The following is a 24,372-nucleotide window of genomic DNA, read 5'->3' on the forward strand; positions in this document are numbered from 1 at the left end:
GCCTTGTCCCTCACAGCAGGTTCGACTTCCGGTAGATCCAACGGGAGCCGCGGTCGAGCAGTTCTTCGCGGCTCAGGAAATCCATCAGCGGCTCGGCCGCGCGGCGGAACATCATCCGGTGGTGCTCGTTGCCGTCGATGGCGCGCCGGACGGACCGCCAGTCCAGCCCGAGGTCCTCGTAGACCCGCCGGTTGATCAGGCTCTTGCCGATCACGTGGGTGCCGATCGCGATGATCAGCGCGCAGACCCGGCGGCGCAGCCGCGAACGCCCGGCCAGCTGGTCGCGGATATTGCGCCGCGCGAACTGCATGTGCCTCGACTCCTCCACCACGTGGATGTAGGAGGTCTGGCGCACCGCGGCGGCCACCTCGGGATCGGCCATCCAGTCCCGCTGCATGACGTCGAAGATCTCCTCGCCCGCCAGCACCAGCCCGTAGACCGCCTCGCGCCAGGCGACGTAGCGGAACAGCCAGCCGAAGACGGTGAAGGAGAAGTCCCTGCGGTGGAAGCGCGCCCCGATCCCGGCCACCGCGTTCACGAACATCAGCGAGTGCATGTTCTCGTCGGCGCACTCGTGCAGCAGGAAGCGGGTGTCCGGGCGCGCCGGGTCGGCATCGACGTGCCTGCGCAGCAGCGCCGATTGCAGCAGCAGCTCCAGCCAGATCGCGATCCCGAGGTACTGGGCCACCTCCGCCCTGGTCAGCAGCACCTGCTGCGCCGGCGGGAGCGCCCGCCAGGCCGCCGTGTCGTACAGCGGCGACCAGCGCGGCGACATGCCGTGCGAGCGGTCGTCGTGCTTGGCGTCGGCGAAGATCGCCGGGTCGCGGGCGTCGAAGGACAGCCGCGCTGCCGAGGACAGCAGATCTTCGAACAGGGCATCGCTGTCCGCAGACGTCATCGTCACTCCTTCGGTCGGGCGGGATCGATCCGAGGTCCCACAACATTCGGAGCGCGGACCGCCGGGGACGGCTATCGGCGCAGCGCGGTGTCCCCCGCTGTGCGACCGGTCGGATTCCCGGCCCCGAGCAGACCTCCGGCCGCCGTTAGCCACCGATTCACTCGTGGACCGGTCGGTTGCGATCCCGTTGCGATCATCACGTTTCGCCGTCCGAGGGTGCGCGAGAGGAGTAGATATGGCAGGCTGTTCATCGAGCACAGGGTTGTCGCAGCGATTTCCCGGCTCTCAACAGAAAGCAACACAAAGTAAATGACGCAAGGCAGTGTGAAGTGGTTCAACGGCGAAAAGGGCTTCGGTTTCATCGCGCAAGACGGTGGCGGCCCTGACGTGTTCGTCCACTACTCCGCGATTTCCGGCTCCGGGTTCAAGTCCCTGGACGAGGGGCAGCGTGTCGAGTTCGAGATCGAGCAGGGCCAGAAGGGCCCGCAGGCTCAGAGCGTCCGCGCCATCTGAGACCAGTTAGAACCCGAAACCCGCGCCTTGGCGCGGGTTTCGTGCTTTCCGGGGGAAGATCGTCCGGTTCGGAACAACCCCGCAGCTACCGCGCCCGGGGCGCCGCACAGCCGTCACGGAGCCGGGTGCCGCAGTCCTTGCAGCAGAACCCGCCAACATTGTGCCGCGACCGATGGACGTAACGCCGGAGCGGTCTTCGCGAGCAGCGCGGCCGCCATCGCCACGGCGAGGAACAGCTGGTCGGTGGTGGTGTCGGCATGGATGGTGCCGCGCGTCTCCGGGGCGGAGAGCTTGGCGACGAGTAGCGCCGAGAGCCGGTCACCGATCGCCGACAGGCCGGGATCGGCGTCCGCCGAGGCGTAGACGGGCCCCGGGGTGAGGTTGGAGATCAGGGCCGCCGAGACCGGAAGTTGCCCGATGATCAGCTCCAGGATGTCGTCCAGCGTGGAATCGGAGCGCGAACCCAGCTCTTCCACCTCCGCGATGTAATCGCCGAACACCGCCATGGTGAGGCTCTCCCTGGTGGGAAAATGCCGGTAGAGGCTGCCGGATCCGACCTGCGCGGTGCGCGCGATCTTCGCCAGGGAGGCGTCGATCCCGTCCTCGGTGAGGACGGTCCTGGCGGCGGCGAGGATCGCCGCGCGGTTGTGGGCGGCGGCTGCTGGCCCCCTATTGACACGTGGTTGTGACGGCACGCACACTACCCTAGCAACCGGAGACCCCTCTCCGGTTTGGGTGCCTCGGCTCTCGGCCGATCGGCGACCTCAACCTCGAGGAGTGGATCGACCACGCGTGGACATCGATCGTTGGGCCGTGCCACCGTCGCGCTCGGCACGTTCGCCGCCGCGGTCTGCGCGTACACGGCGGGTGCGCAGGCCGCACCCGAGCAGCCGTCGGTGTATGTGGCGCTGGGTGATTCGTTCGCCGCGGGGACCGCGCTGCCGCCCCTGGTGAGTCCCGCGCCGCCGATGTGTCTGCGTTCGATGGTGAACTACCCGCACCTGGTCGCCGCCGCGCTCGGCGTCACCGAATTCCGCGACGTCACCTGCAGCGGCGCGGTACTGGCCGATCTGGCCGGCCGCCAGACCGATATGGACGGCTCCCCGATCGCCCCGCAGTACGACGCGCTGTCGGCCGACACCACGCTGGTCACGGTCGGCATCGGCGGCAACGACATCGGCTTGGTCGGCCTCGGCCTCGGGTGCGTCAACGCCCTACCGGAACCGAACGGGCATTCGTGCGCGGCGGCGAATACCGCGGGCGGAAGGGATCGGATCGGCGAGAACATCGTGGCATTCGCGCCCGGATACGCCGCCATGATCGAGCAGATCCGGCTGCGCGCGCCGCTGGCGCGGATTCTGCTCGTCGGCTACCCGACCGGAATTCGGAACGGCGGGTGCCCGGGGCGTCAGCCGGTCCGGGCCGCCGACGCGACCTACCTGCAGGCGAAGATCGATCAACTCAGCGCGGCGATGCGGGCGCAGGCGATCGCCAGCGGCACGACCTACGTCGATACCGCGACGTCGTCGGCCGCGCACGATGCCTGCGCCGAGCCGGGGCAGGCCTGGATGGTCGGCGCGATTCCGACCGACCCGGGCGCGATCGCCTCGCTGCACCCGAATGCCGCCGGCCACCGAAACAGCGCCGAGCAGGTCCTGACCGCGCTGGCCGCCCGATAATGATCGCCGAATCCTTCGACCACGGCTGGTCGATGTACCTCCACGGCGATCAGCGAGTCGGCGCACCCGCGGAGCGGATGGCGTCCACGACGGCGGCGGCGACGCCGCGGTGCCCGGCGAAGGTCGGGTGGTAGGGCAGCATGGTGTCGCCGCCGATGACGGGGTCGAACCAGCGGGTGGCGGCGGCCGAGCACATGCCGTGGCCGATCGAGGCCGCGCGGGTGTCGATGTAGGTGGCGCCGTGCGCGGCGGCTTCCCTGGCGACGACGGCGTTGAGCCGGTCGAACTTGGACTGGATGTAGGCGGCGTCGTCGGCGAGCAGCCCGATCATGGCCGGGCAGGTGCCCGGGTCGAAGTAGGTGGGCCAGCCGTCGACGAAGATCGTGGCTTTCGGGGAACGCCGCTCGATCTCGTCCAGTGCTGCCGCGTAGCCGGGGGCGATGGCGTCGATGGCGGCGTCCCACGCCGGATCGGCGGCGGTCGCACAGCTGCCGGTGACGGCGGCGGTGTGGCAGCTGCCGATGATGAACTTCGTCATCTCGGCGTCGTTGGCGCCGATGTGCAGCGTGACGAATTCGGTGTCGGGGCCGAGCGCCTCGAACTGCGGCGCGACCGTCCCGGACTGTCGTCCGGTCAGGTCGCGGAGCTTCGCCGAGCTGCACGTCCGGTCGTCGACGGTGACGCCGAGCGCCTGCGCGACCAGGGCTGGGGCGTTCACCGTCGAGCGTGCGCAGAGCAGCGGCGCCGCCGGGTCGATGTTCAGCACGCCGGTGGTGGCCGCGCCGGAGTCGCCGAGCGCGACGTAGCGGGCGCCCTGCGGCTCGGCGTTGGCGGTGGGCAGCGCGATCAGCGCGAGTGCGGCCGCCGCTGCGGCGACTCGACCGAGCCGGCGAATCATCGGAGTTCCTCTCCTCGAACAGGTTCGGCGCTACCCGCCGGTGCCGGGGTACGCGCCGTTCGCCCGGTGATCAGGAAGCCGAAGGCGGTGGCCAGGATGTACATGAGCACCGAGTAGACGGCGCTGGGGATCGCGACCTCGGTGCTGTCGAGCACGCTGAGCGCGATGGTGAGCGCGACGGTCGTGTTGTGGATACCGATCTCCATCGAGCACGCGATCGCCTGCGGCTGCCCGAGCCGCAGCAGCCGGGCGCCTGCGTAGCCGAGGGTGAGGCTGGCCAGGCAGAACAGCCCGGTCACGACGCCGACCTGCTCGGCGTAGTCGACAACGTTCTCGCGCTCGCTCAGCAGGGCGCCGATCGAGACCAGGACCAGCACCACGATCGAGAAGACGCGCACCGGGCGATCGGCCCGGACGGCGAATTGCTCCCGGCGGCTGCGGACCAGCATGCCGATCGCCACCGGAATCACCACGATGGCGATGACCTGCACGACTTTCGCGAACTGCAATCCGAGCTCGCCCTCGGCGTCGAAATGGGTGATGGCGAGATTGGTGATGACCGGAATGGTCACCGCGGCCAGCACCGAATTGATCGCGGTCAGGGTGATATTGAGCGCGACGTCGCCGCGGAAGAGGTGGCTGAACAGGGTCGCCGTCGTCCCGCCCGGCGAGGCGGCCAGCAGCATCACGCCGACCGCGAGCAGGGGGTCGAGGTCGAACGCGGTGACGAGCCCGAAGGCGATCAGGGGCAACACCAGAATTTGCAGGACGAGTGCGACGGCGACCGCCTTCGGGCTCCGCGCCACCCGCCGGAAATCGGCCACGGTCAGGGTCAGCCCGAGGCCGAACATGATGATGGCGAGGGCGATCGGCAGGCCGACCGTGATGAGAGCGGAATTGTTCATTTATCGGTGCCGATCGGTTTGCCGAAGAAGGAGGCGAAGGTCTCGCCGAAGTTCTCGGCGAGCGCCCGGGTGCCATCGGGGTCGAGGGCGAGCCAGCCGACGTCGGCGGTGGTGCAGCCCCGCTGGGCCGGGACGCCGTCGAGCCGGTCGCGCAGCCAGAGCATGGCCGGGCCGACGCCGGAGATCTCGGTGGCGATGTGCTCGGCGAAGTGCTCACGCGTGTACTGCACGCTGGCGGCCGGGTCCTGGCAGTAGGTGTCCACGAGGGTGTCGACCGGGCCGACGGGGATCAGCTCGTCGGGGTTGCCCTGCCAGATGTACATGGGCATGTCCGGCACGGCCTTGCCCATCCGGGTCTGCTCGAGCACCTTGCGCACCGCGGGATCGTCGAAGGGGTCGCCGTCGGCGTGCAGGAAGCCGATGATGTTGAGGAAGGGAGCCAGCGCGGTGTTCCACTGCACGCACAGCCCGCCCTTCACGGTGGCCAGGGCCTTGCCGAGCGGGTCGAGGCGGCGGTCCAGCAACGCGGCGAAGTCGGGGTATTCGCGGGCCAGGCCGATGACCGCGGACAGGATCATGCCCGACCACAGGCCGTTGTTGCCGTTGAGCAGCGTGGGGCCGAGGTCGGCCGGGACCCCGCCCTCGGCGGCGCCGACGATGTTCAGCTCGGGCGCGTAGCTCTGCTTCAGCTCGGCGGCGTGACCGGTGGCGATCGCGCCGCCGGAGTAGCCGTACATGCCGATGCGGGCGTCGGGCGCGACCCGCAGGGGTTCGAAGGCGCGGGCGGCGCGGATGCCGTCGAGGGTGATCCGCCCGGCCAGCGGCCCGGCGGCGTACGCTTCCTTCGGACCGTGGTGGTCGGGGATGACCACGGCCCACCCCTGCTGCAGCGCGCCCTGGGCGAGCATGAATTCGAGCGGGGCCACGATCTGGCCGAGCGCGGCACCGGCGGACCACTGCTGCACGGCGTAGGAGGGCGAGCAGTAGGCGGCCAGGGAATCCACGGCGATCTGCACCGAGAGCATCTTGTCCGGGGCGGAGCCGCGCGGTTTCAGGACGGTCGCCACGGCCGGGATCGCTTCGTCACGACTGTCATTGGAGCGGAAGGAGACCTGCCACGCATCGACATTGAGCGGGATCAGCCCGAAATTGGCCGCGTTGACGAGCCTGGCCGCCAGGATCTGCCCCGGCGCCGCCGCGGCGACGAGATCAGCGGGCGGGCGGTAGAAGCCCGGGTCCAGTTCCGGCGGGACCGGTACGGCCGCGGCGGATTGCACCGGGACCTGCACGGCCGCGGGCGCGGCGGGTTCGGCGTGCGCGAGCGTCGCCGATACGGTCAGCACCCCCACCGTCAGCGCCCCGCACATCGCGACGATCCGACGACCACGGTGTCCTCGGCTCTGCATCGTTCACTCCTCAGGCTATTGTGATACCGAGCGGGATCACATTTGCTGGGAGCTACGATCGCATAGACGTGACCCGGATCGCAATGCCGAGAATTCCTCCGCTGCCGCAGCGGCCTCAGGGCGTGACGATGGCGAAATCCGGATCGGGGGTGTCGAGCAGGCCGAAGAGGCGCTGCAGGACCGCGGGGTCGCCGGAGTGCGAGATTCCGTCGAGCCCCTTGCCCGCGAGGATGCCGAGCAGCTGCGGCTTGGTGAGTTCGAGCGTGAGATCGACCTCGGCCTTGGAGCGCGGCGCGGGGGTCTGGATCAGGACACCGTTGGAGAGGGTGAGCCGGACGACGGAGTCCAGGTCGGTGAAGTGCCATTCGATCCGGAGGGAGTCGGCGGCGGCGCGCGGCCCGTTCACCCGGATCGCGATCGTGTCGAAGAGCTGTTCCACCGAGAGCGCCGCCGCCATCCCCCCGCCTAGATCGAGGGTGGTCGGCTGGACTCCGTTCCGCAGTTCGCGCGCGCCGGTGAGGTAGAAGCAGCGCCAGGTGGCGTTCTCCGCGCCGAAGCCGAGCCCGCGGTAGGTGTCGGCGAGGGCGGTCTTCGCGGCCTCGTTGCCCGGTTCGGCGAAGACCGCGTGGGTGAGCAGCTCGGCGGCGAAGCGCGGGTCACCCGCGGCGGCGTAGGCGCGGCCCTTCTCGATGACCGCGTCGATGCCGCCGATCGCCTCGACGTAGCGGGCGGCCTTCGCTTCGCGCGGATGCTCCCAGAGCGAGGTCGGGTTGCCGTCGAACCAGCCGAGGTAGCGCTGGTAGATGGCTTTCACGTTGTGGCTGACCGAGCCGTAGTAGCCGCGGAGGCTCCAGCCTGCGGCGAGCGCGGGCGACAGCTCGAACGTCTCGGCGATCTCGGGGCCGTTGAGCCCGGCGTTCATCAGGCGCAGCGTCTGGTCGTGCAGGTACATGTACAGGTCGCGCTGCAGCGACAGGAAGGACACGATGTTGTCGGCCTCCCAGGTGGGCCAGTGGTGCGAGGCGAAGGCGACGTCGGAGTCGATGGCGAACATCTCGATCGCCTCGTCGATGTAGCGCGACCAGACGCGCGGGTCGCGGACCTGCGCCCCGCGCAGCGTCAGCAGGTTGTGCAGGTTGTGGGTGGCGTTCTCGGCCAGGCAGAGCGCGCGGTGGTCGGGGAAGTAGAAGTTCATCTCGGCGGGCGCCTCGGTGCCCGGGGTCAGCTGGAAGACGATCGGGACGCCGTCGACGGTCTCCCGCTGGCCGGTGTGGGTGATGTCGAGGCTGGGGGCGATCAGGCCGACGGTGCCGCTCGAGGTCTGGATGCCGAGCCCGGTGCTGCACTGCCCCTCCGGCCCCGGGGTCATTCCGCGGCCGTACATGTAGGTGCTGCGCCGCGTCATCGCCACGCCGGCGTAGACGTTCTCCGACACCACCTCGGCCATGAAGCCATCGGGCGCGAGGATCGGCACGTCGCCGCGCCCGTCCGGCAGGACGCCGTCGACGCCGCCGAAGTGGTCGACGTGGGAGTGGGTGTAGACGACACCGGTAACGGGACGTTCGCCGCGGTGCTCGCGGTAGACCCGCAATCCCGCGGCGGCGCACTCGGCCGAGATCAGCGGGTCGATCACGATGATGCCGGTGTCGCCCTCCACGATCGTCATGTTCGACAGGTCGAAGCCGCGGATCTGGTAGATCCCGTCGGTCACCTCGTACAGGCCGTGCTTCACGCACAGCTGCGCCTGGCGGAACAGGCTCGGGTCGACGGTCTCCGGGCAGTCCCCGTCGAGGAAGTCGTAGCCGGAGGTGTCGAAGACGACCGCGCCCGCGGCATCGGTGATCCGCATCGGCGTCAGGGTCGCGATGAAGCCGCGATCGGCGTTGTCGAAGTCGGTGCGGTCGTCGAAGTCCAATGCCATGGTGAAGTCAGCTCCCTCGGCTCGATCCGGTCCGTGCCCCGATGCTCGGCCCGCTCGACGCCGGGCACCTCACCCGAATGGGGTGATATCCGGTCGCTCGGAGCGCCTTATTCGGGACGATCGTCGCGGCGTCCGGGCAGCTCGGCGGCGAGCGCCTCGTCGACGGTGGCATAGACCGGGATCCGCACGCCCTGTTCGGAGAGCCGGCGCAGCACGTCACGGGCCTGGCCGACGTCGCGGGCCAGCCGCAGGGTGACGCCGTCGCCGGCGAGCGCGGTGGCGAGCCGGGCGAGCACGCCCGCCGCGGTGACGTCGACGAAGGGCGAGGTCTCGGCGTCGAGCACGACCAGGCGGGTGTGCTCGGTGACCAGGGCGCGGATGTGGTCGGCGACCCAGTCGGCGTTGGCGAAGAACAGCCCGGCCTCCACCCGCACGACCACGGTGTCGTCGTCGGGGGCGGGCAGCTCGGGATGGCGGGCGCGGTCGACCCACAGACCGTCGTGGCCGGTCAGGGCGGCGACGTGCGGGCGGGAGGCACGGTAGAGCAGCAGTAGCACCGAGACCCCGATGCCGATCAGCAGGCCGGGAAGGGTGTCGAAGACGAGCACTCCGGCGAGAGCGGCGATGGCGGCGAGGAAGTCCACCCGGGCGGCGGGGCCGTAGAGCGCGCCGAGGCGCCGGGTCCAGACGCGGTAGAGCCGGGCGAGCGCGGGCAGGTCGATCAGCTCGAGCACGGCGGCGATGACGACCGCGGCGAGCGTGGCCTCGGGCAGGTTCTCGAACAGCCCCGTGAGCAGCAACAGCGTGAGCACGGCGAGCGCGGCGACGACCAGGCCGGAGACCTGGCTGCGCGCGCCCGCCGCACCGTTGACGGCGGTCTTGGAGAGGCTGCCGTTGACCACCATTCCCGCGCAGAGCCCGGCGCCGAGGTTGGCCGTTCCCAGCCCGGCCAGCTCGCGGTCCGGGTCGATCCGGTCGCCGGTGCGGGCGGCGTAGGTCCTGGCCGCGCCGAGCCCCTCGGCGAACCCGATCAGGACGACGCCGACCGCGGGGCCGAGCAGGTCGAGGTAGTCGTCGAGGGACAATCCGGCGGGCAGGCCGGGGCGCGGCAGACCGGGATCGATGTGCCCGACCACCTCGACCCCGCGATCAGGCAGATCCAGCCAGGTCGCGGCCGCGATTCCGGCGAGCACGACCAGCAGCGATCCCGGCACGCGCGGCAGCAGGCGGCGCAGCAGCAGGACCGCGGCCAGGCTCAGCCCGCCGAGCGCGGCGGTGGTGCCGTGCACGGCACCGAGATCGCCGAGCACCGCCCAGGTCTTGGCGAAGAAGTTGCCGTGCCCGCCGGCGACGCCGAGCAGCGCGGGCACCTGGCCGATCAGGATGGTCAGCGCCAGTCCGACGATGAACCCCTTCAGCACCGGCTCGGAGATGAACGCGGCGACGAAGCCCAGCCGCGCCAGCCCGGCGGCCAGGGCGACCGCTCCGGTGGCCAGCGCCAGAGCGGTGGTGAGCGCCAGGTAGCGGCCGGGGTCACCGGCCGCGATCGGGGCCACGATCGCGGCCGAGAGCGCCGCGGTGGCCGACATCGGCCCGACGACCAGCTGCCGCGAGGAGCCGAACGCCGCGTACAGCACCAGCGCGGGCACCGCGGCGTACAACCCGACGACCGGGTCGACGCCGGCGATTCCGGCGTACGCCAGCGCCTCCGGCACCAGCACCGCCCACACCGTGATCCCGGCGACGACGTCCGGCCGGATCCCGTCGCGGCGATACCCGGCCAGCGAGGCGAACACCGGCCACCGGCCGTCGCTCACAGCACCTCCAGGCCCTTCCCGATCACCGAGGCCCCCATCAGCGCCAGCACGATCGCCATGACCAGGTGGTTGTTGCCGGACAGCCACCGCTGCGCGGCGGCCAGCGGCGCCCGCAGCCGCTCGGCGGCCAGGCGGTAGCCGATGACCGGCACCAGCACCGTGGTCGCGGCGAGCACGACGAAGATCGCGCCCGCGGCCACCGCGGCGCCGACGGAGAGCTCGGCGGTGCCGAGCTGCAGCCCCGCCGAGACGCACAGCAGCAGGTTCTTCGGGTTCACCGCCGCCAGCACGAAGCCGAGCCCGGCCGCCTTGCCAAGGGTGAAGGAGTCGATGGCCTGCATCCACTTCGGGGTCGAGTGGTCGCCGCGGGCCCGGAGCTGCCTGACGGCCAGCCCCACCAGCAGCACCCCGAGTGCGATCTTGACCCAGCCGACGGTCGGTGACGGCCCGGAGCCGTCGCCGGTGTGGATCGCCCCGGCCGCGGCCGCCACCACCGCGAGCACCGCCGTGATGCCGATGACCCAGCCCGCCGCGAAACCGGCGCTGGTCGCCCCGGCATTGCGCGACATCAGCATCAGCACCACCGCGACGATCGGGATCGGCGAGATCGCGACCCCGACCGCCAGCGGCAGCAGCTGCCCCACCGCGCTCAGCACGGCGGGGGCCGGTCCGCGCTCATCGACGGCCCGGCTGCCAGGTGGTGACGCCCCAGATCACCACCACGTTCAGGGCGATCATCGCCACCGCCCACCACGGGTACCAGGGCAGCCACAGGAAGTTCCCGACGATCGAGGCGGCCGCGATCACGATCGCGACGAACCGCGCCCACCCCGCGCCACCGACCAGCCCGAGCGAGGCGATCACCAGCAGCACGCCGAGCACGATGTGCACCCAGCCCCACTCGGTGAGGTCCCAGCCGTACACGTAATCCGGGCCGGGGACGAAGATCTCGTCGCGCCCCACCGCGGAGATGCCTTCGAGGAGCGAGAGCGCTCCCACGGTGAGCAGCAGCAGCGAGGCCGCGATCGAGGTGCCCGCCGCCACCTCCTGCCGCAGCCGGTGATCGGTTTCAACGCTCGTGCTCGTCATGTGCTGACACCTCTCAGGCGGCGAAGACCTCGCGCAGCTTGGCTTCCTGCTCGTGCGACAGGTTGGTGGAGAGCAGCTCGGCCTGCTGACCGGCGAATCGCTCGTGCACCCGGTCCAGGGTGGCGTCGGAGGTCAGCACGAACAGCGCCGAGGTGCCGGGGGTGATCTTCTCCTTCGCCCTGGCGATGAAGCCGTCGTCGATCCCGACATCGGCCAGCGACCCGGTCAGCGCGCCGATCCCGGCCCCCACCGCCGCCCCGAGCAGCGGGACGAAGAACAGCAGCCCGAACAGCAGCCCCCAGAACGCGCCGCCGAGCGCTCCCGCGCCGGTGAGCGAATGCAGCTGCTGGGTCTTGGGCTTCTTCGCCCCCTCCGGCCACTTCACGATCGCCCCGTCGTGCACCGCGATCAGCTTCTCGCGCTGCAACTCCTCCAGCGTCCCGATCGCCTGATCGGCGCCGTCGGCCGAGGGGAACTTCCACACCGTCAAACTCGCAGCCACACCGGGCTCCTTCCGCAGTGACCCGCCCCGCCCCGTCGGCGGACCGTTGACTCCGACGCTAGGGATCACCCGGAGCGGTGGCCTCATCCGAAACGGGTGAACCCGGGCTATCCGGTCCGGATGAAGTCGCCCGGCCGCCACGTCCCGTCGAAGGCGGCCTGCTCGGGGCCGTAGATGCGGAGGTAGGCGAACCAGCCGCGGCCGGGAACCGTCTGCAGCCAGCGGTTCCCGGCGTCCGGCGGCGGGGTCGGGCCGAAGTGCAGCCGCACCGGGCCGTCGCCGGGCAGTTCGCGGAGCTCGAAGAGCGAGCGCAGTGCGGCGATATCGCTCGGAGCCTGGATCTGGGAGCGGGTCGCGGCGTCGTAGACGGTGACCGACCAGAACAGCTGTCCCGGCACCGGCCGAGGCAGGTCGAGGGTGTAGAAGGCGGTGCCGTCGAGCCAGGCCCCGGTGTTGTCGCGGGCGGCGAGCCAGTACAGCGAGCCGCTGCCGGGGACGCGCCGGAACATCGCGGGTGAGGCGATGATCGCCTGGGCGAACCAGCGGTCCCGTGCCTCCAGGTCCAGCCCGGCCGGGGTGGTGAAGTTGCCGTTGTCGGCGACCAGGCCGACCCATTCCCAAGAGCGGTCGGGCCAGGCGACCCGGTCCGGGCGGGTTCCGGCGAACGCGGAGACCAGCAGTTGATCGCGGCCGCGGCGAGCCGCCTCGGTGAGGAGCGCCGTCGTGCGCTCGTCGGGATCGAAGGTGCCTCCCCTGCCGATGCCGAGGTCGGCGAGCAGCCCGTACATGGGCGCGAAGGCGGGCACGGCGGGTTCGCCGTCGAGGACGCGGTGCAGAACCCGCCAGTACTCCAGGTTGCCCTCCCAGCGCAGACACGTGCTGTCCATCGCCTCGGCGGTCACGTCGACGTAGCGCAGGACCCGGTCCGGTGCGTTCAGCGGATATACCCGGATGGTGCGCAGTGCTTCCAGAGCGGCGGCCAGGTCTCCCCGCAGCGGAAGCGCACGGAGCGCAAGGAGCAGCTTGTTCGACCCGGCATACGCCAGGTGGGCGTTCTCGGGGACCGGGCCGGTGTAGCCGGTGGGCGCGATCAGGTAGGTGCCGCCGTGCCCGGCGTCCGGGCCGGGGATCCCGAGATCGGTGACCCACTGCTGGTGATGGTCGTCGACCAGACCGATGAACGGCCCCGCGGGCATCTCGATCACGAACGGACCCGCACCGATATCGAGCACCGCCGCCCCGTAGGGGGTATCGGAGTTGAGCGTGAACCCGACCTGGCGGGGACCGGCGGCCGCGATCCCGATCGCCTCGTTGTCCGCCAGCCCCACCTCGCGGTTGCCGGTGCAGATGCCCTCCGCGGACACGGTCGGATACCAGAATCGGTAGGCGACGAGCGCACGCGCCAGATCGGCCTGCGCACGCGCCGACCGCGCCGTCTCGGGGTCGGGGAACCCCCCGGGGAAGCCGGTTTTCGGTACGCCCGCAGAGCTGACCGCCGTCGAGGACATCGCCACTCCCATCCGAGCCGGCACGCACGACCGGCGCACGCTCTAGACGCTGCCGTGCAGCGCGAGCGCGCGCCTCACCCGAAAGGGGTGATCCAGGCGCACCTCCGCAGGTGGTTCGGGCTCGCCGCGGCGATAGTTCGGGGAGCGGGACTCAATTGCCCCGGTCCCCGCCGTCGATCGGGGCCGCCAGCAGTCGGAGAAGACCAGCCGACAACCCCGGGGCCGCCGCCACCGTGTGCCGCGAGTCGACGGTGTGGGCGCTGCCGTCGCTGTCCGTGACCGTCGCCCCGCTCTCCCGGGCGATCAGCACCCCGGCGGCGGTGTCCCAGGGCTTGTTGGACAGCATGACGCAGCCGTCGGTGCGGCCCTCCGCGACCCAGGCGAGGTCGAGCGCGGCGGACCCGAACATCCGGATGCGCTCGACCTTCGCCGCCAGCGCTGCGGTGAGCGCGATACGTCGGCGATTTCTGTCGTCGGCTCCTTCACCAACTGCGTAATCACCGATCGAGATGATCGCGGCATCCAGTTCGCGGACGGCGCTGGCGCGGATCATCTCGCCATTGCAGCGTGCGCCTCCGCCCTGAAGCGCCCAGTACTCCCGGGCGAGCATCGGCGCGTTGATCACGCCGACGACCGGACGATCCTCCTCGATCAGGGCCAGCGATACCGCGCACAGCGGAAGCCCGTGAATGAGATTCGACGTCCCGTCGATGGGATCGAGCACCCACCGGCGTGACGGCACGCGGGCAGGACCGGCATCACCCTCCTCACCCAGAAACGCGATCCCTGGCGTCTGCACGGCAAGATGCCGCTGAATGTCTTCCTGGATCCGCACGTCGAGCTCGGTCACGAAGTCGCGCTCGCTCTTCGCTTCGACGCGGCCGGGAGCACTCTTCGACAGCAGATCCGCACCGAGTCGTGCTGCCTGCCGGGCGATATCCACTAGGTCGAGCAGCTCGGTCACTGCGACACCGCCCTTCTCGCCCCGCTCCAGGCGGACTCGAAGACGTTGTCGAAGGTCGAGAAGATTCCCGCTGGCCGGTTGGACCGCCGTGCCACGAAGGTCGGTGATTCGACACCGCGAGCATGCGGCAGGTAGGGCTGCATCACGCATAGCTCACCATCGACCATGGTGAGGTTGAATCGCGGGATCGCATCGTAGGTGCGGATCTCGATCCGGCCGGTCACCTCGGCGGACACGAGGCGGCGCAGCCTTTCGAGGACACGAATGTTCAGGCGGGTCAGATTGGTGAGCGTCCCCGGGACATGCCCTTCTTCCGCTTCTCGCAGCGCAATGTGTTCGCCCGCTGGATCGAGGAACAAGCATCGAATGGTCGCTCCGGCTTCGGGCATGCGGACGATGTCGGTATCGGTGGATTGCTGGCACAGCAGATTCAGCGAGATGCCCATCAGGTCGACAGTGCGTGCCGAGCCGAGCCACTGCTGCGGCGGCATGGCTTGCAGGAAGTCCGATCGGCTGGCAAAAACCGTTTCGATATCGGCTCGGCCGGAGTCTTCGACGACGAGTTGCGAGTTTGCTGATCCGTGGCCGGAAAGGCCGAACAACTCGGCGACAGTGCAGCCGGGGAACATCGCTTCCAGCACGCGGCATCGGTCGGGGTACGGCAGCCCTTTCACATCGCCACGCAGCCATCGGTAGAACTGGGCACGTCCCGGCGCCGTCCCGATCAGGTGGGAGTCGATCGACCCCGCCACCCGGTCGTACTCCCGGCAGAACCCACCGTAGGTCAGATGTTTCCGGCGCAACTCGAACTCCAGGCGCAGCACCGACCCTCCCCTCTCGACCACTACGCGACGACTGACCGGCTCCCCCCGCGGGAACGATAGCAAGAAGAGACCCGCCGAGACCGTGAAGCACGAGACGGTACTCCCGCGTCGTCGCGATGGGACGGCTCCGAACGGCAGGGTTCCCCTACCCCTTGTCGACGCAGTCGAATTCGCGCAGGAGATCAAGCCTTGCTCACCGTTCGAACAGCCCCATACGAACAACACACAGGCAGAACTGCGGCATGACGGCGGCAGACGAGCACTGGCTGGATTGCGAGTTCGATCCCGAGCACCTCACGCCGCAGGCCGCTGACCTGATCCTCCGCTTCCATCAGCACGCTCCGGGACTCCACTGCTTGCCGGGAGTCGCCGCGCTGGCCTTCCTGTCCGAACCCGCAGCCGGGGACGACTGGGAATAGCCGTGGATCGCCACATACGAATCGAGTACGCGGGCGGCGCGACCTTCGACTACCGGATCAGCGACGCGGCCGCCGTCGAACTGGAGCGGAAACTTCGCGACTGGTTGCCGGATGCCGGGATAACCGTGGACGATCAGGTCACCGACGAGTTGCCCATGGTCCCGTGCGCCGGCCTGTGGGAGCCGTAGTCTGCGCGGATCAGGGCTGGTAGGGCGGCGCCACGCCCCAGCCCCAGTGCGGCACCGGCGCCTGTTCCATCACCTCGGCTCCCGGCTGCGAATTGTGTAGTGCCAAGCGGGTTCCCCACTCCAGGTAGCCGACGAGCGCGGCGCGGAACTCCGGATCGTCGGGCAGCGAGGCATCGTCGGCGGCCAGGCTCATCAGCGAGGCGAAGCGGAACCGCTGCTCGGGGGTGATACCGAGGTTCCGGTGGTGGGCGAGCATGGTGGCGTAACCACCGCGCTGCTCGGTGTAGGCGGCCGGACCGCCGAAAACCTCACTCCACCACGTGGTGACGTGCTCGCGGTGCGCGACCGTGACCCCGCCCGGGAACAGCGGGCCGAGGAGCTCGTCGCGCTCCACCCGGTCGTAGAAGTGGCCGATCATGCGCTCGATGGCGGGCCTGCCGCCCGCCCACTCGTACAGCGTCGGAATTTCGCTCACCTGTAACAGTGTAATCACCGCAACGGTGCTTCGGATGCCAGGATTTCGGGGCCGTAGCGGCGGGCGAGGAAGGTCCACGGGTCGGCGTAGCGGCCGCGGCGTTCGAGGCGGCGCTGCACCCGGAGGAAGAGCAGGATGGCCGGGCGCAGGGCGGGGCCGACGATGCGCGGGAGCTGGCCGCTCGCTCCGGCGACCCAGGCGACTGTGTCGGGCCAGTCGTGCTGCTGGAAGTCGAGTAGCGCCTGGGATTCGGTGGTGTCGAACCAGCCCGTGAAGCTCCAGCCGCGGTCGTCGGCGGGGTCGCCGGGGAGCCCGGCGCGCGGGCCGAGGCGGCCGAGGCCGGTCGCGGCGGCGATGTCGTCGCTCAGCTCCTGCTGCTGGTGCTTGTAGCTCTCGTTGCCCGCGATCAGCAGCGTCCGGCCCGCGACAGCGGAACCGCGTTCGACGGCGTTGGCGAAGGCGAGGGCGGCGTCGCGGGCGTCGACGGCGTGGATGCGGTTGTCGGTGGGGGTGGCGCGCATGAGCGAGAGGTAGTCGCCGTCGAGGCGTCCGGCGCCGACCGGGGAGATGACCCCGCCGAGGCGCAGGACGGCGTGCGGCAGGCCGCTGCCGGTGATCAGGGCTTCGCCGAGCACCTTGTCGGTGCCGTACTGATCGATCGGGGCGACCGGGGTGCCCGGCGTGATCGGCTCCGGATAGCGGTGCGGGTTGCGGGAGCCGTAGACGGCGGCGCTCGAGGCGAAGAGCAGCAGCGGGGGCGAATCGAGCAGCCGGGCCGCGTCGATGAGGTGCGTGGTGCCGTCCACGTTGACCTTGCGGGCGAGGGCGGGCGCCCGATAGGAGATCGGGGAGTAGACGGCGGCCAGGTGCACGATCGCGGACGGCCGGTGTTCGGCGACGACGGCGCGCACGGCATCGCGGTCGAGCAGGTCGACGAAGGACGGGATCAGCGCGGCGGTGAGCTGGGCGGCGGCGGTTTCGGTGGCGTCGGTGCGGAGGTCCATGCCGATCACGGTGTGCCCGCGGGCGAGCAGCAGTTCGGTGCAGAGCGCGCCGACCTGGCCGAAGGCGCCGGTGACGAGGACGGTGCTCATCGTCCGCGCCTGCGGGCGAGGGCGGCGCCCGCATCGCGCAGCCGCGCGGTCATCCGCACCGAGACCAGCGGGGTCCGGATGTCCTCCCGGACCCGGGTGAGCGTCGAGGTGGCGATGCGCCAGGCGTCGCCGTGCTTCTGGTAGGTCTCGTGGTAGTGGCCGTAGCCGTGCAGGTCGAGGCCGGGGCCGAGGTGGACCACGTCGTGCAGTGCCCACACCCCGGTCGCGGTGGTGGCGGAGGTGAGGTCGATCTCCGGGTTGTGCACCTGGTGCACGGTGACCTTGCCGTCGCCGAGGGTGCCGCGGATGTAGGCGACGAAATCGTCGGCGCCGGTGATGATCTGCCCGCCCGCCGCCGAGGTGTCGCTGACGAAACCGTCGGTGAACAGCGCGCGCCACTCGTCCCACCGCTTGGTGTCGAGGTAGCGGCAGTACTGTGCCTTGAGTGCGGTGAGCGCGAGAATCTCGCGCCACCCCGTCGACCCGTCCATCGCCGCTCCCGTTCCGCCGGACCGAATCCCGCCGACTATGCCTAACACGACCCTTCGAAGCAGGTCAAGAGTTCTTCCCCATCGGGATTTATTCCGCTGATTGATATATTCAGCCAGTTATTTTCCGGCCGGGAAAAACCGGGGCGCGGAGGAGTAAGCAGGACGCGAGAATCTGACTAGCCGAGAATGAGAACGAGGTATCGATGTCGGCCAAGAGCTACCGGGTCGTGCAGTGGACGACCGGCAATGTGGGCAAGAGTTCGGTCAAGGCGCTGCTCGCGCACCCCGGGTTGGAGCTGGTCGGCTGCTACGCGTGGTCGCCGGAGAAGGCGGGCAAGGACGTCGGCGAACTGGTCGGGGTGGACCCGGTCGGCGTCACGGCCACCGATGACGTCAAGGCGCTGCTGGCACTGGAGCCGGACTGCGTCGTCTACAACCCGATGTGGATCGATGTCGCCGAGCTCGAGCAGATCCTGGCCTCCGGCGCCAATGTGGTGACGACCGCGTCGTTCATCACCGGCCACAACCTGGAGGCGGGCCGAGCCCGGCTCGACGAGGCCGCACGCCGCGGTGGCTCCACCCTCTTCGGCTCCGGGGTGAGCCCGGGGTTCGCGCAGCTGCTGGCGATCGTGGCGGCCAATGCCTGTAACCGGGTGGACAGGGTGACCATCGCCGAGCAGGCCGACACCACCTTCTACGACTCCCCCGCCACCGAGCGCCCGGTCGGCTTCGGTACCGCCATCGATGATCCCGCGCTGGCGGGCATGGCCGAGAAGGGCACCGCGGTCTTCGCCGAGGCGGTCCGGCTGCTCGCCGACTCGCTCGGCACCGAGCTGGACGAGATCCGCTGCGTCGCCGAGTACGCGCAGACCACCGAGGATCTCGACCTCGGCTCCTGGACCATCGAGAAGGGCTGCGTCGCGGGCGTTTTCGTGAGCTGGCAGGGCATCGTCGCCGGGAAGACGGTGGTCGACCTGAACGTGCGGTGGCGCAAGGGCCAGACCCTGGATCCGGACTGGAAGCTCGACGGCGACGGCTGGAAGATCACCGTGGACGGCCTCCCCACCGTGACCATGAACGTCGGCTTCCTGCCGCCGCCGGACTTCGTCGGCGAGACCATCGCCGACTTCATGGTGCTCGGCCACGTCATGACCGCCATGCCGCCCATCCACGCCATCCCCGCGGTGGTGCAGGCGCGGGCCGGGATCGTCACCTACACCGATCTGCCGCTGACCCTGCCGCGCGGCATCCTGAGCGCCCGATGACCGCCCGGCTGCGCGTGGCCGCCGTGCTCGGCGCGGCCGCGCTGCTGGTGCTCACCGGGTGCGGGCGCTCCGGCGAGCCGGAGCGGGAGGCGGCCGGAACTCCGACGGTCGCCGCGGAATTCGGCGATCTCGGCGCGGTCTGCAGCGGGGGATCACCGACGAAGGCGACCGGGCGCGGGGTCACCGCGGACAGCATCACCGTCGGGGTGGTCAGCGATCTCGGGTTCACCAAGAACCCGGAGTTCAACGACGCCGCGAAGGTCTTCGTCGACTGGTGCAACGATCACGGCGGCATCGCCGGGCGGCGGCTCGAGCTGAAGGTGCGCGACACCAGGCTCACCGAGGTCAAGCAGCGCATGCTGGAGTCCTGCCGCGACGACTTCGCGCTGGTCGGCGGTGGCGCCGGGCTGGACTCGCTGGGTGTGAAGGACCGGCTCTCCTGCCTGCTGCCCAGCTTCCCGGCCCAGGTGGCGCAGCCCGGCAGTGTCGGCGCCGATCTCGAGGTGAGCGCCTCCCCCACCACGCTGCCCAGGCACGACATCTACACCGGCTTCCGGCAGTGGCTGCTCGACGCCTACCCGGCCTCGAAGGACAAGATCGGCTACGTCAGCGCCGACTCCCCGGTCTCCAAGATCCTCGGCGACAAGGGGAAGGAGAGTTTCGAGGCGCTCGGTGCGCGGATCGTCTACGACGACCGCTACCCCATCGCCGGGGTGCCGGACTGGACCCCGTTCGCCCAGGCGATCAAGGACAGGGAGGTGCGCGGGCTGGTCTTCAACGGCGAGCCGCGGCAGCTGGTGAAGCTGGAGGAGGCGCTCACCGGGATCGGCTACCGGCCGGACTGGATCGACGCCACCAACAACAACTACAGCGCCGGGTTCCTGGACGGGCTGGGGAAATCGGTGGAGTTCCAGAACAATGTCGCCGATCTCGGGGGCGTCAGCCCGATCGAGGACGGGGCGGCCGTTCCGGTCATGGCGCAGGTGCGCGAGCTGTTCGCCGGATACGCGCCGGACACCGAGCTGAGCTTCCCGCAGCTGCGCTCGCTCTCGGCCTGGCTGCTGTTCGCCCGCTCGGCCGCGAGCTGCGGTGACGACCTCACGCCGCGCTGCGTGTACGAGGCCGCCACCGCCGAGAAGGCGTGGACCGCCGGCGGTTTGCAGGCGCCGATCGATCTCACCGACCGCGACGGCACCTCGGTGTGCTTCAACATCGAGCAGGCGACCCCGGACGGCTGGAAGCCCGCCGACTTCCGCCCGGACACCGGGCCGTACCGCTGCGATGTGCGGCCGTACGCCTTCCGCAGCGACTACGGCGCGCCCCTGACGCTCGGCGATGTCGGGAAATCCCTGGCCGACCTGCGGTGACCGGATACGCGACCGGGCGGTCTGCCCCCGTAGGGTGGGAGCATGAGCGAGGGGACGGGGGTACCGCGGCGGCCGGGGCGCCCGGCCAAGCTGAGCCGGGAGCGGATCGTCGCCGCGGCCGGGGAGCTGCCGCTCGACTCGCTGACCATGCAGGGGGTCGCCGACCGGCTCGGCGTCGACCGCAAGGCGCTGAACTACTACGTCAGTGACCGGGCCGGGCTGCTGCAGCTGCTTGCGCTGAACGCCTTCGAGACCGAGATCGCCGGGTTGCGGTTCGGGCCCGAGACCGGGTGGCCGGAGCTGCTCCGGCTCTGCGCGACGGCGATGCGGGCGGCGTATCTGCAGGTGGGTGGGTTGATCTCGGCGATCGACTTCGGCGCGGTACGCGGGAACGATGCGCTCGGCACCGTCGAGCGCATCCTCACCCGGCTGATCGAGGCGGGGTTCACCTCGCGGGAGGCGGGGCGGACGCTGACGCTGCTCGCCGACATCGCGCGCGCCGCTGCCTACGAGACGCTGGAGAACACCGGCGGGCCGCCGGAGGCGCAGGCGCACAATGTGGTGCACGCGCTGGCCGGGGCGGGCGGCGAGCAGTTCCCGGCGCTGCGCCGGATCGCCGCCGAGCGCGATGCGGTGCGTGACCGGGGTGTGCAGTTCGAGTTCGACCTGGATGTCGTCCTCGCCGGGCTCGCCGCCCGCCTGCGCGACCGCGCGACATCCTGAGCCTGCCGCACCCGCTCGACGGGCAGATCCCGGTTCAACGACGGAGCCGCGCGAAACGCGGGCCTGCGGCTACCCCGCTGCGACCCCGTGTTTCGCCGCCGGCCGCAACGCGCCAGGCGCGCGACCGGTATGCCGCTTCACCAGCCGGTGCAGCGTGGCCGGGTCGGCGAGGCCGACGGCGGCCGCGATCTCGGCGAGCGGGCGGTCGGTGGTGCGCAGCAGATGCAGCGCGTGCCGGAGCCGGACCCGCGCGACCAGCTGCATCGGGCTCAGCCCGGCGGCGGAGCCGGTGCGGCGGGCGAGCGTGCGCGGGCTCAGGTTGCAGTGCCCGGCCAGCGATTCCAGGGTGTGCGGGTGCTCGGGGTGCGCGCGGACGAAGGACTCCAGCGCGGCGACCGCGTCGTCGCGGGCCGCGAGGTGCGAGGGGATGAGGAAGCTCGCCTGCGAGGCACGCTGGTCGACCACCAGCCGGGCGGCGAGTTCGTCGGTGAGCGCGGCGCCGCCGTGCGCCCGCATGATCGCCAGCATCAGGTCGATGTGGGCGAAGGCGGCGCCCGCGGTGCGGATCGGGCCGTCGCGCAGCACCATGTCGTCGAGCACGACGTCGGCGCCGGGCGCGAGCCGGGCGAGTTCGGTGCCGAGCCACCAGGTGGTGACGCAGCGGCGGCCGTCGAGCAACCCGGCCGCGCCGAGGACGAAGACCGCCGTGCAGGAGGCGGCGATCTCCGCGCCGCGCGCGTGCGCCCGGGTGAGCCACTGCCCGGCGGCGGCGATATCGGGGGCGGCGAGGCGGGCGGTGATCTCCGCGCCGTCGGCGGCGCCGAGACCGGGGACGACGACGATGTCGCGCGGCCGGGCACGGGCGAGGGGCCGGGCCCGTGCGGTGAGCCCGCCGCGCACCCGGACCTCCGGCTCGGGCGCGACCAAGCGCAGGTCGAAGGCGGGCTCGCCGAGGATGCGGTTGGCGGCGGAGACCACGTCGACGGTGCTGCCGACCGCGCTCGCGCTCGCGCCGTCGAGCACGAGCAGGTCGATTCCGATCATATGGCGAATTGTGCAATAAAGCTGTCACTCTCGCCACCGCGCCGATCGGTCAGCGGTAGCCGGTCGTCTCGGCGAGCTCGGCGGCCGAACGCATGAGTTCGGGCACGATCTCGCCGAATGCCCGCAGCTTCGGGTTGTCACCCGCGCGCTGATAGCCCTGTTCCAGCACGATGGCGAGTTTCCAGCGGGCCAGGATCAGGTAGTAGTCCAGGTCGTCGACCTGCCGCCCGGAGACCTCGGCGAAGCGGGCGACGAGCTGGTCGCGCGAGGGCATGCCGCGCACGTCGAGGTAGCCCGCGGTGGCGGCCTCCGGCGCGCCGGTGTCCTCGGGCCAGTCCTTCAGCGCCCAGGCCAGATCGAGCTTGGGGTCGCCGATGGTGCCCATCTCCCAGTCGACGATCGCCGCGAGCCGGGCGGGGCCGCCGTGCGCGAACATGACATTCGCCCACTGGTAGTCGCCGTGCATGAGCCCGGGGACGAAGTCGAGCGGGCGGTGCGCGTTCAGCCAGGCGGTGGCGGTGTCCATGCCGTCGAGGTCGCGGCCCCTGATCCGCTCGAACATGCCGGTCCAGCGCTGCACCTGGCGGTCGTGGAAGCCGTCGGGTCGGCCGAGGTCGCCGAGGCCGCGGGCCCGCCAGTCCACGGTGGAGAGCAGCGCGACGCCTTCGACCAGGCGGTAGGCCAGGTCGGCCGGGTCTCGGTCGAAGGGCTCGGGCAGGCCGGTGCGGTGGTCCATCGGTGACCAGCCGTCGATGTGGCCCATGAGGTAGAAGGCGCGGCCGAGCACGGCCGGGTCGGCGCAGACCGCGATGCCAGCGGCGTGCGGGACGTCGGTGCCGTCCAGCGCGGCGGTGATCCGCCATTCGCGCAGGATGCCCCTGTCCCGCTCGGGCGGGGCGGTGGCGGGCGGGATGCGGAGCACGCTGTGGTGCTCGCCGCGGCGGAGCTCGTAGATCTCGTTCTGCGCGCCGCCGGAGAGCTTCGCGACCTCGAGCGGGGCGCCGGTGCCGAGCCCGGCCTCGTCCAGCCAGGCGGCGAGCCGCGCGGTGTCGATGCCGCTCATCGCTCGTCGCCGAGGAAGTCGGCGTACTGCGCGAGCGCGGCCTCGCGTTTGCGGGGCAGCCACTCGGTGGGCCACAGCTCCTCGGTGGCGGAGTGGTCGCGCAGCACCTGGCGGGCGACGGTGGTCTTGTGCACCTCGGTGGGGCCGTCGGCGAGCCCCATGACGGCGGCGCCGGTGATCATCTTCATGAGCGGGACCTCGTCGGTGACGCCGAGCGCGCCGTGCACCTGCATGGAGCGCCAGGCGATGTCGTGCAGCACGGTCGGCATGACGGTCTTCACCGCGGCGATGTCCTTGCGGACCTTCCGGTAGTCGTTGTGCTTGTCGATCTTCCACGCGGTGTGCAGCACCAGCAGCCGGAACTGCGCGAGCTGGGCCCAGGAGTCGGCGATGTAGCCCTGCACGAACTGCTTGTCGGCGAGCGAGCTGCCCGCGGTCTCCCGGCTCAGCGCCCGCTCGCAGAGCATGTCGAGCGCCTTCTGCGCCAGCCCGATGGTGCGCATGGCGTGGTGGATGCGGCCGCCGCCGAGCCGGGTCTGCGCGATCACGAAGGCCTGGCCCGCGCCGCCGAGCAGGGCGGAATCCGGGACCCGCACGCCGTTGTAGTGGACGAGCGCGTGCTGCCCGGCGGCCTCGGGCTCGCCGTAGAGCCGGACATCGCGCTCGATCTCGATGCCGGGGGTGTCGGTGGGCACCAGGAACATGGACATGCCCTTGTACGCGCCGGCGGCGGGGTCGGTGATCGCCATGACGATGTAGAAGGCGGCGGTCCTGGCGTTGGAGGAGAAGTACTTGCGGCCCTCGATCACCCAGTCGTCGCCGTCGCGGACCGCGGTGGTGGTGAACTGGCGCGGGTCGGCGCCCGCCTGCGGCTCGGTCATGGAGTAGCAGGAGAAGAGCTCGCCGTCGAGCAGCGGGCGCAGGTACCGCTCCTTCTGCTCGGGCGTGCCGTAGTGCGCGAGAATCTCGGCGTTACCGGTGTCCGGGGCCTGGCAGCCGAAGACGATCGGGGCCCACGAGCAGCGGCCGAGGATCTCGTTGAGCAGTGCGAGCTTCACCTGGCCGTGGCCCTGGCCGCCCAGGTCGGGGCCGAGGTGGGTGGCCCACAGCCCCTGCTCGCGCACCCGCTGCTTGAGCGGGGCGATGGCATCGCGGCGCTTGCCGGTGAGCGGCACGAACTGTTCGTGCGGCCAGACCAGGTCCAGCGGCTCCACCTCGGTGCGGACGAACTCGTCCGCCCAGTCCAGCTTGGCCTGATAGTCGGGATCGGTCTCGAAATCCCACGCCATGTCGTTGTCTCCTCGGTCGGTCGGGTCGGG

26 protein-coding genes are annotated in these 24,372 nt (G+C 70.7%); 7 read left to right on the forward strand and 19 right to left on the reverse strand.

Annotated elements, in window-relative coordinates:
- Nucleotides 1–10 precede the first annotated feature (10 nt).
- Nucleotides 11–898 (reverse strand): diiron oxygenase, encoded by an 888-nt coding sequence (locus ACFUJ1_RS01210; RefSeq protein WP_378641167.1) that lies wholly within the window; start codon nt 896–898, stop codon nt 11–13.
- A gap of 309 nt (nt 899–1,207) precedes the next feature.
- On the opposite strand from ACFUJ1_RS01210, the gene ACFUJ1_RS01215 reads away from it, so the two are divergent.
- Nucleotides 1,208–1,411, forward strand: a complete 204-nt coding sequence (locus ACFUJ1_RS01215; protein WP_067650927.1) for a cold-shock protein — start codon at nt 1,208–1,210, stop codon at nt 1,409–1,411.
- A 113-nt stretch (nt 1,412–1,524) separates the two neighbouring features.
- Here ACFUJ1_RS01215 and ACFUJ1_RS01220 read toward each other — a convergent pair whose 3' ends face one another.
- Nucleotides 1,525–2,106, reverse strand: a complete 582-nt coding sequence (locus ACFUJ1_RS01220) for a TetR/AcrR family transcriptional regulator (RefSeq protein ID WP_378641169.1) — start codon at nt 2,104–2,106, stop codon at nt 1,525–1,527.
- 111 nt (nt 2,107–2,217) lie between these two features.
- On the opposite strand from ACFUJ1_RS01220, the gene ACFUJ1_RS01225 reads away from it, so the two are divergent.
- Nucleotides 2,218–3,090: an SGNH/GDSL hydrolase family protein gene (locus ACFUJ1_RS01225; RefSeq protein WP_378641171.1), complete on the forward strand. Its 873-nt coding sequence runs from the start codon at nt 2,218–2,220 to the stop codon at nt 3,088–3,090.
- Nucleotides 3,091–3,139: 49 nt separating this feature from the next.
- On the opposite strand, the gene ACFUJ1_RS01230 is transcribed toward ACFUJ1_RS01225, so the two are convergent.
- The 11 genes from ACFUJ1_RS01230 to ACFUJ1_RS01280 form a co-directional block, all read right to left on the reverse strand.
- Nucleotides 3,140–3,988, reverse strand: a complete 849-nt coding sequence (locus ACFUJ1_RS01230) for an SGNH/GDSL hydrolase family protein (RefSeq protein ID WP_378641172.1) — start codon at nt 3,986–3,988, stop codon at nt 3,140–3,142.
- The gene (locus ACFUJ1_RS01235) at nt 3,985–4,893 is read right to left on the reverse strand and encodes a bile acid:sodium symporter family protein (RefSeq protein WP_378641174.1); all 909 of its coding nucleotides are present in this window, start codon (nt 4,891–4,893) and stop codon (nt 3,985–3,987) included. The genes ACFUJ1_RS01230 and ACFUJ1_RS01235 overlap by 4 nt, the downstream gene beginning before the upstream one ends.
- Nucleotides 4,890–6,299 (reverse strand): lipase family protein, encoded by a 1,410-nt coding sequence (locus ACFUJ1_RS01240; RefSeq protein ID WP_378641176.1) that lies wholly within the window; start codon nt 6,297–6,299, stop codon nt 4,890–4,892. Before ACFUJ1_RS01240 ends, ACFUJ1_RS01235 begins: the two co-directional genes overlap by 4 nt.
- A gap of 115 nt (nt 6,300–6,414) precedes the next feature.
- Nucleotides 6,415–8,220 carry an alkyl/aryl-sulfatase gene (locus ACFUJ1_RS01245; RefSeq protein WP_378641178.1) on the reverse strand — a complete coding sequence of 602 codons (1,806 nt, stop codon included), beginning with the start codon at nt 8,218–8,220 and terminating at the stop codon, nt 6,415–6,417.
- Nucleotides 8,221–8,327: 107 nt separating this feature from the next.
- Nucleotides 8,328–10,037 carry a SulP family inorganic anion transporter gene (locus ACFUJ1_RS01250; protein ID WP_378641180.1) on the reverse strand — a complete coding sequence of 570 codons (1,710 nt, stop codon included), beginning with the start codon at nt 10,035–10,037 and terminating at the stop codon, nt 8,328–8,330.
- Complete coding sequence (locus tag ACFUJ1_RS01255; RefSeq protein WP_378641182.1) at nt 10,034–10,693, reverse strand: GAP family protein; 660 nt, start codon at nt 10,691–10,693, stop codon at nt 10,034–10,036. Before ACFUJ1_RS01255 ends, ACFUJ1_RS01250 begins: the two co-directional genes overlap by 4 nt.
- A gap of 19 nt (nt 10,694–10,712) precedes the next feature.
- Entirely contained in the window at nt 10,713–11,126 is a 414-nt protein-coding gene (locus ACFUJ1_RS01260; RefSeq protein WP_378641184.1) for a hypothetical protein, read from the reverse strand.
- Between the two features lie 13 nt (nt 11,127–11,139).
- Nucleotides 11,140–11,628, reverse strand: a complete 489-nt coding sequence (locus tag ACFUJ1_RS01265; RefSeq protein ID WP_378615007.1) for a DUF1269 domain-containing protein — start codon at nt 11,626–11,628, stop codon at nt 11,140–11,142.
- A 107-nt stretch (nt 11,629–11,735) separates the two neighbouring features.
- Complete coding sequence (locus ACFUJ1_RS01270; RefSeq protein WP_378641185.1) at nt 11,736–12,992, reverse strand: DUF1214 domain-containing protein; 1,257 nt, start codon at nt 12,990–12,992, stop codon at nt 11,736–11,738.
- Nucleotides 12,993–13,287: 295 nt separating this feature from the next.
- Entirely contained in the window at nt 13,288–14,100 is an 813-nt protein-coding gene (locus ACFUJ1_RS01275) for an inositol monophosphatase family protein (RefSeq protein WP_378641187.1), read from the reverse strand.
- Nucleotides 14,097–14,924: a DUF5919 domain-containing protein gene (locus ACFUJ1_RS01280; RefSeq protein WP_378641189.1), complete on the reverse strand. Its 828-nt coding sequence runs from the start codon at nt 14,922–14,924 to the stop codon at nt 14,097–14,099. The genes ACFUJ1_RS01275 and ACFUJ1_RS01280 overlap by 4 nt, the downstream gene beginning before the upstream one ends.
- A 242-nt stretch (nt 14,925–15,166) precedes the next feature.
- Between ACFUJ1_RS01280 and ACFUJ1_RS01285 the strand changes: the two genes are divergently transcribed.
- Nucleotides 15,167–15,343 carry a hypothetical protein gene (locus ACFUJ1_RS01285; protein ID WP_378641191.1) on the forward strand — a complete coding sequence of 59 codons (177 nt, stop codon included), beginning with the start codon at nt 15,167–15,169 and terminating at the stop codon, nt 15,341–15,343.
- Nucleotides 15,344–15,345: 2 nt separating this feature from the next.
- A complete protein-coding gene (locus ACFUJ1_RS01290) occupies nt 15,346–15,531 on the forward strand; it encodes a hypothetical protein (protein ID WP_378641193.1) in 186 nt (61 codons plus the stop codon).
- A gap of 10 nt (nt 15,532–15,541) precedes the next feature.
- Here the strand turns inward: ACFUJ1_RS01290 and ACFUJ1_RS01295 are convergent, their stop codons facing one another.
- Genes ACFUJ1_RS01295 through ACFUJ1_RS01305 form a run of 3 tightly spaced genes read right to left on the reverse strand, consistent with a single transcriptional unit; the run spans nt 15,542 to nt 17,591 of the window.
- On the reverse strand, nt 15,542–16,006 hold the full coding sequence (locus ACFUJ1_RS01295; RefSeq protein WP_378641195.1) for a group II truncated hemoglobin: 465 nt from the start codon (nt 16,004–16,006) through the stop codon (nt 15,542–15,544).
- Between the two features lie 14 nt (nt 16,007–16,020).
- Complete coding sequence (locus ACFUJ1_RS01300; RefSeq protein ID WP_378641198.1) at nt 16,021–17,100, reverse strand: NAD-dependent epimerase/dehydratase family protein; 1,080 nt, start codon at nt 17,098–17,100, stop codon at nt 16,021–16,023.
- Entirely contained in the window at nt 17,097–17,591 is a 495-nt protein-coding gene (locus tag ACFUJ1_RS01305) for a nuclear transport factor 2 family protein (RefSeq protein WP_378641200.1), read from the reverse strand. The genes ACFUJ1_RS01300 and ACFUJ1_RS01305 overlap by 4 nt, the downstream gene beginning before the upstream one ends.
- A gap of 203 nt (nt 17,592–17,794) precedes the next feature.
- Here ACFUJ1_RS01305 and ACFUJ1_RS01310 point away from each other — a divergent pair, with 203 nt between their 5' ends.
- The 3 genes from ACFUJ1_RS01310 to ACFUJ1_RS01320 are packed head-to-tail and all read left to right on the forward strand — an operon-like array spanning nt 17,795 to nt 20,946.
- Nucleotides 17,795–18,856 carry a dihydrodipicolinate reductase gene (locus ACFUJ1_RS01310; RefSeq protein ID WP_378641202.1) on the forward strand — a complete coding sequence of 354 codons (1,062 nt, stop codon included), beginning with the start codon at nt 17,795–17,797 and terminating at the stop codon, nt 18,854–18,856.
- Entirely contained in the window at nt 18,853–20,223 is a 1,371-nt protein-coding gene (locus ACFUJ1_RS01315; protein ID WP_378641204.1) for an ABC transporter substrate-binding protein, read from the forward strand. The genes ACFUJ1_RS01310 and ACFUJ1_RS01315 overlap by 4 nt, the downstream gene beginning before the upstream one ends.
- Nucleotides 20,224–20,265: 42 nt before the next feature.
- The gene (locus ACFUJ1_RS01320) at nt 20,266–20,946 is read left to right on the forward strand and encodes a TetR/AcrR family transcriptional regulator C-terminal domain-containing protein (RefSeq protein WP_378641206.1); all 681 of its coding nucleotides are present in this window, start codon (nt 20,266–20,268) and stop codon (nt 20,944–20,946) included.
- Nucleotides 20,947–21,015: 69 nt separating this feature from the next.
- On the opposite strand, the gene ACFUJ1_RS01325 is transcribed toward ACFUJ1_RS01320, so the two are convergent.
- Genes ACFUJ1_RS01325 through ACFUJ1_RS01335 form a run of 3 tightly spaced genes read right to left on the reverse strand, consistent with a single transcriptional unit; the run spans nt 21,016 to nt 24,342 of the window.
- Nucleotides 21,016–21,990, reverse strand: coding sequence for a GlxA family transcriptional regulator (locus ACFUJ1_RS01325; protein ID WP_378641208.1), 975 nt, complete (start codon nt 21,988–21,990; stop codon nt 21,016–21,018).
- Nucleotides 21,991–22,039: 49 nt separating this feature from the next.
- Entirely contained in the window at nt 22,040–23,053 is a 1,014-nt protein-coding gene (locus ACFUJ1_RS01330) for a phosphotransferase family protein (protein ID WP_378641210.1), read from the reverse strand.
- A complete protein-coding gene (locus tag ACFUJ1_RS01335) occupies nt 23,050–24,342 on the reverse strand; it encodes an acyl-CoA dehydrogenase family protein (protein ID WP_378641212.1) in 1,293 nt (430 codons plus the stop codon). The genes ACFUJ1_RS01330 and ACFUJ1_RS01335 overlap by 4 nt, the downstream gene beginning before the upstream one ends.
- Nucleotides 24,343–24,372: the final 30 nt, after the last annotated feature.

Origin of the sequence: Nocardia sp. NPDC057227 (assembly GCF_042669725.1) — a bacterium.
Lineage (GTDB): Bacteria > Actinomycetota > Actinomycetes > Mycobacteriales > Mycobacteriaceae > Nocardia > Nocardia asteroides_A.

Bases quoted from the DNA above. Each gene is read 5' to 3' on its own strand.
- ACFUJ1_RS01335 (WP_378641212.1), bottom strand. From the start codon at position 24,342: ATGGCGTGGGATTTCGAGACCGATCCCGACTATCAGGCCAAGCTGGAC.
- ACFUJ1_RS01305 (WP_378641200.1), bottom strand. From the start codon at position 17,591: ATGGACGGGTCGACGGGGTGGCGCGAGATTCTCGCGCTCACCGCACTC.
- ACFUJ1_RS01325 (WP_378641208.1), bottom strand. From the start codon at position 21,990: ATGATCGGAATCGACCTGCTCGTGCTCGACGGCGCGAGCGCGAGCGCG.
- ACFUJ1_RS01245 (WP_378641178.1), bottom strand. From the start codon at position 8,220: ATGGCATTGGACTTCGACGACCGCACCGACTTCGACAACGCCGATCGC.
- ACFUJ1_RS01285 (WP_378641191.1), top strand. From the start codon at position 15,167: ATGACGGCGGCAGACGAGCACTGGCTGGATTGCGAGTTCGATCCCGAG.
- ACFUJ1_RS01310 (WP_378641202.1), top strand. From the start codon at position 17,795: ATGTCGGCCAAGAGCTACCGGGTCGTGCAGTGGACGACCGGCAATGTG.
- ACFUJ1_RS01210 (WP_378641167.1), bottom strand. From the start codon at position 898: ATGACGTCTGCGGACAGCGATGCCCTGTTCGAAGATCTGCTGTCCTCG.
- ACFUJ1_RS01230 (WP_378641172.1), bottom strand. From the start codon at position 3,988: ATGATTCGCCGGCTCGGTCGAGTCGCCGCAGCGGCGGCCGCACTCGCG.
- ACFUJ1_RS01320 (WP_378641206.1), top strand. From the start codon at position 20,266: ATGAGCGAGGGGACGGGGGTACCGCGGCGGCCGGGGCGCCCGGCCAAG.
- ACFUJ1_RS01215 (WP_067650927.1), top strand. From the start codon at position 1,208: ATGACGCAAGGCAGTGTGAAGTGGTTCAACGGCGAAAAGGGCTTCGGT.
- ACFUJ1_RS01235 (WP_378641174.1), bottom strand. From the start codon at position 4,893: ATGAACAATTCCGCTCTCATCACGGTCGGCCTGCCGATCGCCCTCGCC.
- ACFUJ1_RS01240 (WP_378641176.1), bottom strand. From the start codon at position 6,299: ATGCAGAGCCGAGGACACCGTGGTCGTCGGATCGTCGCGATGTGCGGG.
- ACFUJ1_RS01300 (WP_378641198.1), bottom strand. From the start codon at position 17,100: ATGAGCACCGTCCTCGTCACCGGCGCCTTCGGCCAGGTCGGCGCGCTC.
- ACFUJ1_RS01330 (WP_378641210.1), bottom strand. From the start codon at position 23,053: ATGAGCGGCATCGACACCGCGCGGCTCGCCGCCTGGCTGGACGAGGCC.
- ACFUJ1_RS01315 (WP_378641204.1), top strand. From the start codon at position 18,853: ATGACCGCCCGGCTGCGCGTGGCCGCCGTGCTCGGCGCGGCCGCGCTG.
- ACFUJ1_RS01260 (WP_378641184.1), bottom strand. From the start codon at position 11,126: ATGACGAGCACGAGCGTTGAAACCGATCACCGGCTGCGGCAGGAGGTG.